The 12,972-nt window shown below is 59.6% G+C and carries 10 protein-coding genes; 6 read left to right on the top strand and 4 right to left on the bottom strand.

Features of this window, described 5'->3' with window-relative positions; translation table 11 throughout:
- Nucleotides 1-2 precede the first annotated feature (2 nt).
- The 3 genes from BM235_RS24995 (at nt 3) to BM235_RS24985 (ending at nt 3,732) form a co-directional block, all read left to right on the top strand.
- The gene (locus BM235_RS24995; protein WP_090116977.1) at nt 3-1,718 is read left to right on the top strand and encodes a GMC family oxidoreductase; all 1,716 of its coding nucleotides are present in this window, start codon (nt 3-5) and stop codon (nt 1,716-1,718) included.
- Between the two features lie 171 nt (nt 1,719-1,889).
- Nucleotides 1,890-3,014, top strand: a complete 1,125-nt coding sequence (locus BM235_RS24990) for a glycoside hydrolase family 88 protein (RefSeq protein ID WP_090116976.1) — start codon at nt 1,890-1,892, stop codon at nt 3,012-3,014.
- Between the two features lie 13 nt (nt 3,015-3,027).
- Nucleotides 3,028-3,732: a GDSL-type esterase/lipase family protein gene (locus tag BM235_RS24985; RefSeq protein WP_090116975.1), complete on the top strand. Its 705-nt coding sequence runs from the start codon at nt 3,028-3,030 to the stop codon at nt 3,730-3,732.
- Between the two features lie 88 nt (nt 3,733-3,820).
- Here the strand turns inward: BM235_RS24985 and BM235_RS24980 are convergent, their stop codons facing one another.
- From BM235_RS24980 to BM235_RS24970, 3 genes are all read right to left on the bottom strand, one after another.
- On the bottom strand, nt 3,821-4,645 hold the full coding sequence (locus tag BM235_RS24980; protein ID WP_090116974.1) for a carbohydrate ABC transporter permease: 825 nt from the start codon (nt 4,643-4,645) through the stop codon (nt 3,821-3,823).
- A 13-nt stretch (nt 4,646-4,658) separates the two neighbouring features.
- Nucleotides 4,659-5,549, bottom strand: a complete 891-nt coding sequence (locus BM235_RS24975) for a carbohydrate ABC transporter permease (RefSeq protein ID WP_090116973.1) — start codon at nt 5,547-5,549, stop codon at nt 4,659-4,661.
- A 100-nt stretch (nt 5,550-5,649) separates the two neighbouring features.
- A complete protein-coding gene (locus BM235_RS24970; protein ID WP_090116972.1) occupies nt 5,650-7,035 on the bottom strand; it encodes an extracellular solute-binding protein in 1,386 nt (461 codons plus the stop codon).
- Nucleotides 7,036-7,196: 161 nt separating this feature from the next.
- Between BM235_RS24970 and BM235_RS24965 the strand changes: the two genes are divergently transcribed.
- From BM235_RS24965 to BM235_RS24955, 3 genes are read left to right on the top strand one after another with little or no spacing between them, the layout of a single operon-like run.
- Entirely contained in the window at nt 7,197-9,047 is a 1,851-nt protein-coding gene (locus BM235_RS24965; protein WP_143106730.1) for a sensor histidine kinase, read from the top strand.
- Between the two features lie 5 nt (nt 9,048-9,052).
- Nucleotides 9,053-10,636, top strand: a complete 1,584-nt coding sequence (locus BM235_RS24960) for a response regulator (RefSeq protein ID WP_255374599.1) — start codon at nt 9,053-9,055, stop codon at nt 10,634-10,636.
- 20 nt (nt 10,637-10,656) lie between these two features.
- Nucleotides 10,657-12,660 carry a beta-galactosidase gene (locus tag BM235_RS24955; RefSeq protein WP_090116969.1) on the top strand — a complete coding sequence of 668 codons (2,004 nt, stop codon included), beginning with the start codon at nt 10,657-10,659 and terminating at the stop codon, nt 12,658-12,660.
- 91 nt (nt 12,661-12,751) lie between these two features.
- On the opposite strand, the gene BM235_RS24950 is transcribed toward BM235_RS24955, so the two are convergent.
- Nucleotides 12,752-12,952, bottom strand: coding sequence for a twin-arginine translocase TatA/TatE family subunit (locus BM235_RS24950; RefSeq protein WP_090116968.1), 201 nt, complete (start codon nt 12,950-12,952; stop codon nt 12,752-12,754).
- Nucleotides 12,953-12,972 lie beyond the last annotated feature (20 nt).

Genomic DNA, 12,972 nt, shown 5'->3' with positions numbered 1-12,972 from the left:
TTATGGCCAAAACGCTGCCGAAAACGGACGTCGTCATCGTGGGCGTCGGCTGGGCGGGCGGCATCATCGCCGCCGAGCTGACGAAGAGCGGACTGAACGTCGTGGGCCTGGAGCGGGGCAAGGAGCGCAAGACGGAAGACTACTTTATGGTCCACGACGAGCTGCGCTACGGGCTGCGGTACGAGCTGATGCAGGATTTGTCGAAGGACACGGTCACTTTCCGAAGCACGGAGAAAATCCGCGCGCTGCCGATGCGTTCGTACGGCTCGTTCCTGCTGGGCGAAGGGCTCGGCGGAGCGGGCGTCCACTGGAACGGTCAAACCTACCGTTTCCTTCCGTACGACTTTGAGATCCGGACCAAGACGATCGAGCGATACGGCAAAAACAAAATTCCGGACGGCATGACCATTCAGGACTGGGGCCTCACCTACGACGAGATGGAGCCTTATTACGACAAGTTCGAAAAGCTTGCCGGCATCTCGGGGGAGCCCAACCCGCTCGGCGGCAAGCGCTCGGCCGACTACCCGACGCCGCCGATGAAGAAGTCGCCCGCGCTCAGCATGTTCAGCGACGCGGCGTCCAAGCTGAAGCTCCATCCGTATATGATGCCGTCCGCCAATCTGTCGGAGGCCTACACGAACCCGGACGGCATTTCCCGTGCCGCCTGCCAGTACTGCGCGTTCTGCGAGCGCTTCGGCTGCGAGTACGGCGCGAAGGCGGATCCGGTCGTCACCGTGCTCCCCGTGGCGCTGAAGACCGGCAAGTTCGAGATTCGCACGCACTCGCACGTGCGCCGCATCCTGCACCAAGGCGGCAAGGCGACCGGCGTCATGTACACGGACGTCACGACGGGCGAGGAGCTCGTGCAGCCGGCGGACATCGTCGTCGTCACCAGCTACGTGTTCAACAACGTCAAGCTGATGCTGATGTCGGGGCTCGGCAAGCCGTACGATCCCGCGAGCGGGACGGGCGTGATCGGCCGCAACTACGCGTACCAGGTGCTGAAGGGCAACGCGGCCGGATTTTTCGACGACAAGCAGTTCAACACGTACGCGGGCGCGGGTTCTCTCGGCGTTTCGCTGGACGATTACAACGGGGACAACTTCGACCACACCGACCTGAAGTTTATCCATGGGGGCTCGATCAGCCTCAGCCAGACCGGCATGCGACCGATCGCGAACAACCCCGTGCCCGGAGGGACCGCATCCTGGGGGGCGGAGTTCAAGGCCAACTCGGTCAAGTACGCCAATCGCTTCCTGTCCGTCGGCGGACAGGGATCGTGCATGCCGTTCCGCCACCACTTCCTTGACCTTGATCCTACATACAAGGATGCGTACGGGGATCCGCTCGTGCGGCTCACCTTCGACTTCGAGGAGCAGGATCGCCAGCTCGCGCTGTACCTGTCGGGCAAGTGCGCGGAGATCGTCAAGGAGATGGGCGCGAGCCATATCGACCAGCTCAAGGAGCTCGGCCCGTACGAGATCACGACGTACCAGTCGACGCACAATACCGGCGGCGTCGTGATGGGCGCCTCGCCCGATACGTCGGCGGTCAACACGTACCTGCAAATGTGGGACGCGGAAAACGTATTCGTCGTCGGTGCCAGCGCCTTCCCGCACAACTCGGGCTACAATCCGACCGATACGGTCGGCGCGCTCGCCTTCCGCGCGTCCGAGGGGATCCTCAAGTATCGGCAAAAGGGCGGCAGTTTGGTGTAAGTCAGGTACAGGAAGAGCCCCCGCTTCGAGCGAGCGGGGGCTCTTCGTTTTGCCCTGGCGAGAGGTTAATCCTGTTAACGAAAGTTCATAACCTTGAAATCCAATCATTCAATTCTCTTTTTTTCTTTGCCATAATGAACGAAGCATCCTTTGGCAGAAGGAGGGATTGAAATGAATACGCAGGCGAATTGGGCGGAAAAAGCGTGGCGGCAGGTCGTCGAAAAGATCGAAAAAACGAGCATCGACATTGGAGCGTCATTCCCGAACGGCTCCGTAAATGGCCGCTACAATAGGAGTCCTGCGCATGATTGGGTCGCAGGATTCTGGCCTGGACTGCTTTGGTTGGTCTATCAGGAAACCCAAAATGAACGATTAAAGGATTTGGCTGTCCAGTGCGAGCAGCAGATTAGCCGGACGCTGTGGGAGTTTGACGCGTTGCATCACGATGTCGGGTTTATGTTCGGATTAAGCAGCATTAATCAATATAAGCTCCTGCAGGATGAGGAAGCCAAGCGCCACGGATTGATGGCCGCCAGCCTGTTGGCGGGCAGATTTAATCCGGCCGGCGGGTTTATCCGGGCTTGGCCGAATTGGGGCGGGGAGGATCACAGCGGCTGGGCGATTATCGACTGCATGATGAATCTGCCGCTCCTATACTGGGCCTCGAAGGAAATCGACGATCCGCGTTACCGGCTCATCGCCGAGATTCATGCGGATACGGTGCTTCGGGAATTTTTGCGAGCGGACGGCTCCGTTCATCATATCGTCAGCTTCGATCCGGAGACGGGCGAGCGGAGGGGCGCGCTGGCCGGCCAAGGCTATGCCGCGGATTCCGCTTGGGCAAGAGGCGCGGCATGGGCATTGTACGGGTTTGCGCTCAGCCATACATACACGGGCAAGGAGAAGTACCTTGTTGCTGCCAAGCAGGTGGCGCGCTTTTTTCTGGATCATTTGCCGGCGGACTCGGTGCCTTATTGGGATTTTCGGTTGCCAGCGGATGCGGAAGAGATGCCAAGGGACTCCTCTGCGGCAGCGATCGCCGCTTCAGGACTTCTAGATTTGGCCTCCGCCGTATCCGAAGAGGAAGGGAGCGCGTATCGGCAAGCCGCCGAGCTTATCCTTCGTTCATTGCATGAAAACTACGGCGCATGGGACGAGGATGAGCAAGGGCTGCTGCTTCACGCGACCGGATATTTTGCTGCGGACATCGCCGTCGATGCGCCGCTCATCTATGGCGATTATTATTTTGCCGAAGCGCTGTTGAAGCTTAAGAACAACGGGTTAAGGCCCTGGTGAAAGGAAACCGAAAATGACGACGAATCGCGTGGAAATCGTGAAGCCGGGCTTTTTTGCAACGGCTGCAGCTGCGGATAGCCGCAGAGGCGAGTTTGATATCGGCAACGAGATTTTGATCGCGCACGAGGTGCCGGTTGACTTCGTATTTATCGGCGACTCGATCACGCATATGTGGGAACTCAACGCCTACTTTGGCCGCAGCGGTCGCTTTATCGTGAATCGGGGCATCGGCGGAGACATCAGCAGCCATGTGCTGCGAAGATTCGATGCCGACGTGATCCAATTAAAGCCGAAGCGCGTGGCGATCAAGATCGGCGTGAACAACTTCTGGGCGATGGACGGCTGGACGGCAGGCGACCGGAAAACGGCGGAGCAAATCGTTCCGGGTATTGTGAGCGATATCGAGGAAATGGTCAAGAAGGCGAAAGAGAACGATATTATACCGATCGTCTGTTCGATCCTTCCGACGGATATGCCGCAATCGGGACACAATGACGAGCGAAATGCAGGCATACGCGGCGCGAACGAGAATCTGCAGAAAGCAGCCGACGAACAAGGCGCTATCTATGTCGACTACCATTCGCGGATGACCAAGGAAGACGGCCTCCGGCTGCGCGAAGAGCTTGCGGACGACGGTCTTCACCCGCACGTACTGGGCTATGATATTATGGCCGATGCTTTGCGCGAAGCCTTGGCGCATAAGGGGATTCGCATTTAAGAGAGCCAAAAAAACGGGACAAAGCAGGGGAATCTGCTTTGCCCCGTTTTTGCTTTATGTTCTTGGTTTGTACCGTTTTTCGATCGTCTTAACCCTTTACCGCGCCGGCCGTAACGCCCTTGGTGATCTGCTCGTTGAACAGCGCGTAGATGACGATCGCCGGCACGCTGGTCAGCACCATGACGGCGAACTGTGAGCCGTAGTCGGACGAGTACTGGCCCGCGAAGTTCATGACCGAGAAGGGCAGCGTCTTGAGCGCGTCCTTGCTGAGGAACGTCGAAGCCATGATGAACTCGTTCCAGCAGTTCAGGAACGTCGTGACGACGACCGTCACGAGCGCAGGCGCCATGAGCGGCGCGATGATCTGGAAGACGATGCGGTAGATGCTGCAGCCGTCCATAACGGCCGATTCTTCGACCGCCTTTGGAATGCTCCGCAGGAAGCCCGTCAGCATGAACGTGCCGAGCGGGACGGAGACGGCCGTGTACGGCAAGATGAGGCCCAGGTACGAATCGGTCAGGCCAAGCTGCTTGAAGATGGCGAAGTTCGGCAGCAGCGTCGCATGGATCGGAATCATGATGCCGAGCAGGATGACGGAGAAAAAGAAGGAGCGCATCCGCCACTGCATTCGGGTGAACGCATACGACAGCGTCAGCGACAATACGACGGTGAGCACGATCGTGACGCCGGATACCAGGACGCTGTTTAGGAAGTACTTCAGGAACTTGCCGTCGATCCAGGCGTTCTTGTAGTTCTGCCATTGCGGATCGGTCGGCCACTTCAGGATGTGGTCGGAGTAGAAGTCCGCGCTGCTGTTAAAAGAGAAGTCGACCAGCCAGATCAGCGGGAACAGCTGCAGGAGGGCGACGATCAGAAAAAAGATCCAAATGCCTGTCTTGTATCGCGATCTCATGTTCGTCGCCTCCTTAGGCTTCCGCCGCGTCGCTGCGGATGAATTTGTTGCTCAGGTACGTCGCGACCAGACAGACGACGATGAACAGGATGGAGATGGCGTTGGCATAGCCGTACTGGCTGGCGGAGAACGCTTTGTTGTACAGGTAGACCGCGATGAACTGCGTCGAGTCGCCCGGTCCGCCGTTGGTCGTCAGGAAGACGAGCTCCATTTGCTTGAGCGCCGTGATCATGGCCAGCGTCACCTGAACGGCGATGACCGGCTTCAGCAGCGGCACGGTGATGCGAAGGTGCAGCTTCAGGCCCGACGCGCCGTCGAGGCTCGCGGCCTCGTACAGATCCTCGGGGATGCCCTTGACGCCGGCATAGTAGAACAGCAGGCCCCAGCCGAAGCCGGCCCAGATAAGGATGAACAGCATCGTGCCAAGCGCCGTGCTGCTCTCGCCGAGCCAGGCATGCTGCAGGGATTCCAGGCCGACGGCGGCCAGCAGCTTGTTCAGAATACCGAACGTCGGGTCGAGCAGCGACAGCCACATTTTCGAGATGACGACGACGGAGATTACGCAGGGAATGAAGAAGATCGTGCGGAAAATCTTCTCCGCCTTGCCGCCGATCCGGTCGAGCAGGACGGCGAAGAAAATGCTGAGCGGGTGCTGCAGCACGATGAAGCCGATGCCGAGCAGGACGGCATTGCGGAGCGCGATCCAGAATCTTGTATCGTGAAGGATCAGATCTGCGTAATTTTGCAGGCCGACCATATGGATTTTCGTACCCGGGGCTAGCGTGTCCGTGAGGGAGTAGTATCCGCTCAATATGATAGGGGCAAGAAAGGTAAGTATAAACAGCAGAAGACCGGGGAACACGAAGAGGAAAATCGCCGTCTTATTGCGTAGCACTTTGTGCATGGGATACCCGCTCCATCCTTGAGAATGCAGCGGGGACAGGAATGCTGCCCGTCCCCGCCGCTTCCTTTATCTGTGGCTCATGCGTCGCGTCGAATCGCGATTATTGGCTGTCTGCGGCCGCCTGAAGGGCGGCTACGAGTTCTTCTGGCTTCTGGCCGCCGGAGAAAAACTTGCCGAACGCGTTCTGCACGTCGTCCTTGAACTTCGGCGTGCCATAATCGATGAACGATGCGCCCGGGGTAGAAGTCGCTTGCACGAGCACGTCGGTCAGCTGCTTTTGGACTTCGCTTTCTTTGCCGGTCAGCTCGTACTTCTGTGCAGGAACGGCTGCGCCCGTATCCCAGGCGACCTTCGCCCATTGGTTTGCGTTGAACAGGTAATCGAAGAACTTCTTCGCTGCCTCAGGGTGCTTGGAGCTGTTCACCAGCGCATAGCCGCCGCCGTTCCAGGCGATGAGGTCGGTCGCTACGCCCTTGCCGTCCGCGGCGATCGGGAACTTGGCGACCTGCAGGTTGTTGCGGAATTCTTCGGGCAGGCTGGCGTTGGTCGCCATGCCGGCTTCCCAGGAGCCCATGTACCACATCGCGGCTTTGCCCTGCGTGAACAGGTTTTGCGACGCGCCGTAGTCGGCGGTCATGAACGCGTCCTGGAACAGCTTGCCGTCGCGCAGCTGCGCCATGTACTGGGCCGCCTTCAGGAAGCTTTCGTCCTCCGAAAACTTTTTCTTGCCTTCGACCGCGTCCAGAATAAGGTTCTGGTCGCCGCTGTAGCGCTGCACGATGTTCTGGTACAGCTCGCCGAAGCTCCACAGATCCTTGCCGTTGATCGACATCGGCGCGATCTTCTTGGCGCGGAACGCCTTGATAGCATCCGTCAGCTCTGTGAAGGTGGTCGGCACTTTAACGCCGTTGTCGTCGAACAGCTTCTTGTTGTAGTAGATGACCTCGTAGTCGCTGTTGCGCGGCAGGCCGTACAGCTTGCCGTCGAACGTGAACGACTTGTAGACGCCCGGCAGGAAGTTGAACTGTTCGCCTTCGTAGGCGGCCGGATCGATCTCTTTGACGTAATTGGCTTGCACCAGCGTGCTCAGCTCCGCGCCGCCGTGGACCATCGTGATGTCGACCGGTTCGTTGGAAGCCATGTACGCCTTCAGCTTGTTTTTGAACGGCTCCTCGGCGAGCGCTTCGACATCGATCTTCACGTTCGGATTTTCCTTCATATAGTTGTCGATGACCGTCTGCTCGGCCAGACCTTGACCGGACTTGCGGTCGGGCAGGTTGGAGAACAGGCGCAGCGTGACCTTCTCGTTGCTGGCCGCACCGCCGCTAGCCGCACCGCCGTTTGCGCTTGCACTTGCGCTGGAACTCGAGCTTGCGCTGCCCGCCGCGTTATTGTTGCCGTTGCTGCCGCAAGCGGAGAGGACGGTGACGGATGCGAGGACGGCTGCCGAGGCGGTGAGGCCGCTCCATTTTTTATGCTTAGCCATTCGGTATTCCCCCTGAACGATGGATTGTTGAGTGTTGCAACGTTTCTGATTGCATCATAGCGTACGGTCCGACTGTCGGTCAGTAGAGAAAAGAACGGGAAAGTTGAAGTTTATCGAAACCGAGCACCGATCCGTTGTGGAATGTCGTTCGGTTGGCTATCATGAGTACAAACCGAGCGAGAGCCTGGGGGGACGGCATGCTGCGCACCTACCTTAACATGAGTCTCACCTATAAGATCGTGATCTTTTTCTCGCTGCTGATGACTATATTTTCCATGCTGCTCGGTTACTATGCTTTCCGGACGTCGGAGAAGCAGATCGTCAGCAAGGTCAGCGCGACCAACCAGGGCGCCGTCAAGGCGATCGACAACAATGTCGCGTCTCTGCAGCGCGCGATGCAAAGCTGGGTGACGGTGTTCAGCATCGCGCCCGTCATTCAGACGATGCTGGCGAAGGAAGCGGAGTCGCAGGAGCCCCTCGATCCGCTCCTCTACAGCGACGCCAACTCTACGCTGATCGACCAGATGCTCGTCACAGGCAACTTCGACTATGTCGCGCTGTACGGCAGGACGGGCCAGCCGCTGTTCCAGCTGGCGACGGACGACAGCAGCGGGCCTTATTCGATCGAAGAGATCAGGAAGAGCGCCATCTACCGCAAGACGGTCGAGCTGAACGGCACTTCCTTTTGGTTCCCGCTCACGGAAGCGAACAATACGTTCATCCAGAACAACCGAAATGCCAAGATCGGCATGACCCGGGTCGTGCGCAACATAAAAAACGGGCGCAACATCGGCTTTATCTTTGTGGGCGTAAACGTGCAGACGGTGTTGAGCCGGTACTTGAACAATATGTACGACAAGGATCACGGCATCGTCATCCTCGACGCGGACGGCGTACCGCTGCTGTCCGCGGGGATGCCTTTCTACGACGGCTCGTCTGCGGACATGGCGCGCATTCACGCGCTGGCGAACGGAGACGGCTCCGGGGTCGTCTCGGTCGGCGGCGAGAAGCTGCTGCTGTCGTACAGCACCGGCGAGAACGGCTGGCAGATTCTTTACGCGGTTCCGCTCAGCAACCTGACGCGGGAGCTGAATTCGATCAAGCTGTTCGTCATCCTGACGATCGCCGGGTGGCTGCTGCTGTGCATCCCGATCCTGATGCTGCTGTCCTCCTTCCTCACGGCGCCGCTGAAGAAGCTGCTGCTATCGATGCGGCGGTTCCAGAACGGGCAGTTCGACGAGAAGATCGAGGTCAAGTACGGAGACGAGATCGGTCACCTCGGTCGGGGCTACAACAGCATGGTTGCCAATATCAAGACGCTTGTCGACGACGTGTACGTGCTCAGGCTGCGCGAGCAGGAGGCGGAGCTGAAGGCGCTGCAGTCGCAGATTAATCCCCACTTCCTGTACAACATGCTCGATACGATCTTCTGGGAGGCGGAGGCGGCGGGGCAGGACCGGATCAGCGAGATGATCATCAACCTGTCGCGGCTGTTCCGTCTTAGCCTGAACCGGGGCAAGAGCTTCACCAGCGTTGCAAAGGAACGGGAGCTGCTGGAGCTGTACCTTTCGCTGCAGCAGATGCGCTTCAAGGATCTGCTCGCTTACGAGATCGACATTCCCGACGAGATCGGCGGCTTCGTCATCTTGAAGCTGAGCCTTCAGCCGTTCGTGGAAAACGCGATCGTGCACGGCATCGAGCGCAAGCGCGGCGGCGGCCGTATTCGCGTATCGGGCGTCCGGGAAGGGGACCGCCTCCGATTCCGGATCGAGGACAACGGACCGGGCATGTCTGCCGAGATGCTGGAGCGGATCCGGGAGATTCGCAGCGACGGCGATATTTACACCGCGAAAGACACCGGCGGTTATGCCGTACAGAACGTACAAGAGCGGCTGCGGCATTTTTACAAGGACAACTATCGCATCGCTTATATCAGCGAGCCGGGGCAGGGCACTGTCGTGGAAATCGAGATCCCGGCGACGACCGAGATGGAAGGGGGGAAGGACGCTTGATTCAGATGCTGATCGTCGACGACGAGGAACGGGCGCGCAGCGGCATCCGGACGCTGATCGACTGGGCCCAGTACGATATCGCGATCGTCGCCGAGGCGAGGGACGGGGAAGAAGCGCTCGAGCGGATGGCTCAGGTGCATGTCGATATCGTGCTGACGGATATCCGGATGCCGGAGATGGACGGCCTTGAGCTGATCGAGCGGATCTCGAAGCAATATCCGGACGTCAAATGCGTCATCATGAGCGGCTACGACGAGTTTTCTTACGCCCAGAAGGCGATGTCGCTCGGGGCCAGCCACTACCTGCTTAAGCCGAGCCGCAGGCAGGAGATTCTGGATCTCGTGCTCCAGCTCCGGGCGGAGATCGACCGGGAACGGCAGCAGTCGAGCAGGCTCGAGGAGCTGAAGGCGGGCTTCCGCGACAGCTTCCCGCTGCTGCGGGACAAGATGCTGGGCAGGCTCGTGCTGACCGACAATCCGCCGTACGAGCGGCTGCTCGCCAGCCTGAAGACAAACGGCATCGTCTTCGGCCATCCGTTTTACGGCGCGCTCGTCGTGCAGATCGACAACTTCCATTCGTTCCAGCAGCGAGTAGGCGACGAGGACGTCGAGCTGTACAAGTACGGGCTCAAAAACATCGCCGAGGAGACGCTCGCCCCGCTGGGCATGTGCGCCGTCTTCGAGCACAACGACGATCTGATCGCGCTTCTGAACGCGGAGGAGATGCCGGACAGCGAGTCGATCGACCGCTATGCGCAGCGGATCCAGCAGAACGCGGAGACGTATCTCAAGTTCACGGTCAGTATCGGCATCGGCAGCGTCGGCGCGGAGATCGGCCATCTGCGCCTCTCCTATCAGGAGGCGGCGCGGGCGCTGGACGTGCGGTTCTACATGGGGGACCGCAAGATCGTCGATTACATGGAATCCGTCGACGGCGAGGCGGACCGCACTTCTTACCCGTTCGCTTTGGAAAAAGCCTTCATTCAGGCGGTCATGCACGGGGAGGAGGGAGCGATCCGCGAGCAGCTGCAAGCTTTTCTGCAGGCGCTGCGGCCGGAGAGCGCGTCGAAGGAGCCGGTGCTGAACTCGATTTTCTCCCTTTTCTTCGCGTTGTATCGGCTGTGCATCGAGAAAAACGTCAACGTGCAGGAGGTATTCGGCCGGGATCTGACGGGGATCACGCATATGGTGGCCCGCTCGAGCCTCGAAGGCATCGTGCAGGCGCTGGGCGAGACCGCGCGGCTCGTCGCCGCCCAGCTGAACGCGAAGAAAAACGGGAACAAGCTGTTCGACGCGGTCACCGCTTATATCCGCAACAACTTCAGCAAAGATATCAGCCGGGAGACGGTGGCGCGGGAGGTATTCATCACGCCGGGCTACGTGAGCCTGCTGTTCAAGCAGCAGCTGCAGACGAGCTTCCTGGATTATCTGCACCGGACCCGGATCGACGAGGCCTGCCGGCTGTTCGAGGACAGCGGCGCGCGGATCGCGGACGTGGCGCACGAGGTCGGGTATCAGGACGAGAAGTACTTCTTCCAGGTGTTCAAAAAGTATACGGGGATGACCCCGAATCAGTACCGCAATCAATGAGACGCAGGGAGTGGACGAACTTGGATAAACTGCTGTACGGCGTTGCCTACTACGATGAATATATGCCTTACGACCGGTTGGCCGAAGATATCCGCATGATGAAGGAAGCCGGCATCAATACGGTGCGGATCGCGGAATCGACCTGGAGCACGCACGAGCCGCAGAACGGCGTGTTCGACTTTTCCTCCGTCGACCGGGTGCTCGACGCGATGCACGAAGCGGGCATCCACGTGATAGTCGGCACGCCGACCTACGCGGTTCCGGCCTGGATGGTCAAGGAGGATCCCTCCGTGCTGGCGGAGACGGCGGCGGGACCCGGACGCTACGGCGCCCGCCAGATCATGGACATTACGAACAAGACGTATCTGTTCTATGCGGAGCGGATCATCCGCAAGCTTATCGGTCGCGTCAAGGACCATCCGGCCGTCATCGGCTATCAGACCGACAACGAGACCAAGCACTACGACACGGCCGGACCGAACGTACAACTGCGGTTCGTGAAGTACATGCGCGAGAAGTACGGCAGCCTGGACGTCGTCAACAGGAGGTTCGGCCTGGACTACTGGAGCAACCGCATCGACAGTTGGGAGGATTTTCCTTCGGCTGTAGGCACGATAAACGGCAGCCTGGGCGCCGAGTTCGCGAAGTTCCAGCGGGGCCTCGTGAACGAATTCCTGGCCTGGCAGGTCGGCCTCGTCCGCGAGTACGCGCGTCCCGAACAGTTCGTCACGCAAAACTTCGATTTCGAGTGGCGCGGGCATTCGTTCGGTGTGCAGCCGTCGGTCGACCACTTCGAGGCCGCGCGTCCGTTCGATATCGCGGGCGTCGACATCTATCATCCGTCGCAGGCCAAGCTGACCGGCGCCGAGATCTCGTTCGGCGGCGACATGACGCGGTCGCTCAAGGGGACGAATTATCTCGTGCTCGAGACGCAGGCGCAGGCGTTCCCGGACTGGACGCCGTATCCGGGCCAGCTGCGACAGCTCGCGTTCAGCCATCTGGCCTCGGGGGCCAATATGGTCGCATACTGGCACTGGCACTCGATTCACAACTCCTTCGAGACATACTGGAAGGGACTGCTCAGCCACGATCTCAAGCCGAATCCGGTCTACGACGAAGCGAAGACGGTCGGCAGAGACTTCGCGCGGCTCAGCGAGCAACTGGTCAACCTGAAAAAGAAAAGCGACGTCGCCGTGATGGTCAGCAACGAAGCGTTGACCGCGCTCGAATGGTTCAAGCTGCCGGGCGGCCTGAAGTATAACGACGCGGTAAGATGGATGTACGACGAGTTGTACAAGTTGAACGTACAATGCGACTTCATCCCCGCCTCGCACGAACGGCTGTCGGACTATCGCATGATCGTGGTGCCGGCGCTCTACGCGGCGCCGGACGACACGCTCGAGCGTCTGAACGACTATGTGAGGGACGGCGGGCACGTCGTCTACTCGTTCAAGTCCGGCTTCGCGGACGAGGTCGTCCAAGTGCGCGCCGCGCAGCAGCCCGGCATCATCCACGAAGCATGCGGGGTCGGCTACAGCGTATTCGTCGAGCCGGATGCGGTCGCTTTGCGGGACGGCGCACTGTCGTTCGATCCGGAGGCGCGCGAGGTGCGGACGTGGATGGAGCTGCTGACGCCGACGACGGCGGAGGCGCTCGCCTACTACGACCATCCGCACTGGGGAACTTACGCGGCCGTAACGCGCAACCGCTATGGAGCCGGCATGGCGACCTACGTGGGCTGCATGACGACGGCGGATGCCATGCGCCGCATTTTCAAGGGGGCTCTTCAGGAAGCGAATCTGCTCGGCGTCGACCAGGCGCTCGCGTTTCCGATCGTCGTCAAGACCGGCGTCAACGGGCAAGGGCGCGTCGTGCGCTACTATTTCAATTACTCGGATGCACCGGTTACCGTGGGATACCAGCACGGCGCCGGACGCGAGCTGCTTGAGGACTTGCCAGTCGAGACCGGCGACAGCCTGCAGCTTGGGGGCTGGGACGTCAAGATCGTCGTCGCAGAATCGTAGAAAAGAAAAATCCCTTCCCTGCCGACAGGTTGCCGTCGGAACGGGGGAGGGATTTTTCTTTGCGCTCTTTTCCGCTTTGCGCCATGCGGCTTCAGGTCGGATTCCGCTCCTTGATCAGCTCGGCGGCAGGCTCGTGCTTGTCGTCCTCGATGATGCCGCGCGTGGAGCTGCGGAATTCGCGCAGCGTCTCGCCGAAAGCTTTGCCGAGCTGGGGGAGCTTGGCCGGGCCGAAGACGATCAGCGCGATGGCGAATATGATCAGCAGTCCGGAGATGCCGATATTGTGGAACATCGTTGGTTCACCTCCTTTAA

Source organism: Cohnella sp. OV330, from assembly GCF_900112065.1.
Classification (GTDB): Bacteria; Bacillota; Bacilli; order Paenibacillales; family Paenibacillaceae; genus Cohnella.
The sequence above is the reverse complement of the archived record's forward strand: the minus strand, read 5'-3'. Positions and strand labels throughout refer to the sequence as shown.

Coding starts and splice junctions, on each gene's coding strand:
- BM235_RS24995 (WP_090116977.1), top strand. CDS start 3: ATGGCCAAAACGCTGCCGAAAACGGACGTCGTCATCGTGGGCGTCGGC.
- BM235_RS24990 (WP_090116976.1), top strand. CDS start 1,890: ATGAATACGCAGGCGAATTGGGCGGAAAAAGCGTGGCGGCAGGTCGTC.
- BM235_RS24985 (WP_090116975.1), top strand. CDS start 3,028: ATGACGACGAATCGCGTGGAAATCGTGAAGCCGGGCTTTTTTGCAACG.
- BM235_RS24980 (WP_090116974.1), bottom strand. CDS start 4,645: ATGAGATCGCGATACAAGACAGGCATTTGGATCTTTTTTCTGATCGTC.
- BM235_RS24975 (WP_090116973.1), bottom strand. CDS start 5,549: ATGCACAAAGTGCTACGCAATAAGACGGCGATTTTCCTCTTCGTGTTC.
- BM235_RS24970 (WP_090116972.1), bottom strand. CDS start 7,035: ATGGCTAAGCATAAAAAATGGAGCGGCCTCACCGCCTCGGCAGCCGTC.
- BM235_RS24965 (WP_143106730.1), top strand. CDS start 7,197: ATGAGTACAAACCGAGCGAGAGCCTGGGGGGACGGCATGCTGCGCACC.
- BM235_RS24960 (WP_255374599.1), top strand. CDS start 9,053: ATGCTGATCGTCGACGACGAGGAACGGGCGCGCAGCGGCATCCGGACG.
- BM235_RS24950 (WP_090116968.1), bottom strand. CDS start 12,952: ATGTTCCACAATATCGGCATCTCCGGACTGCTGATCATATTCGCCATC.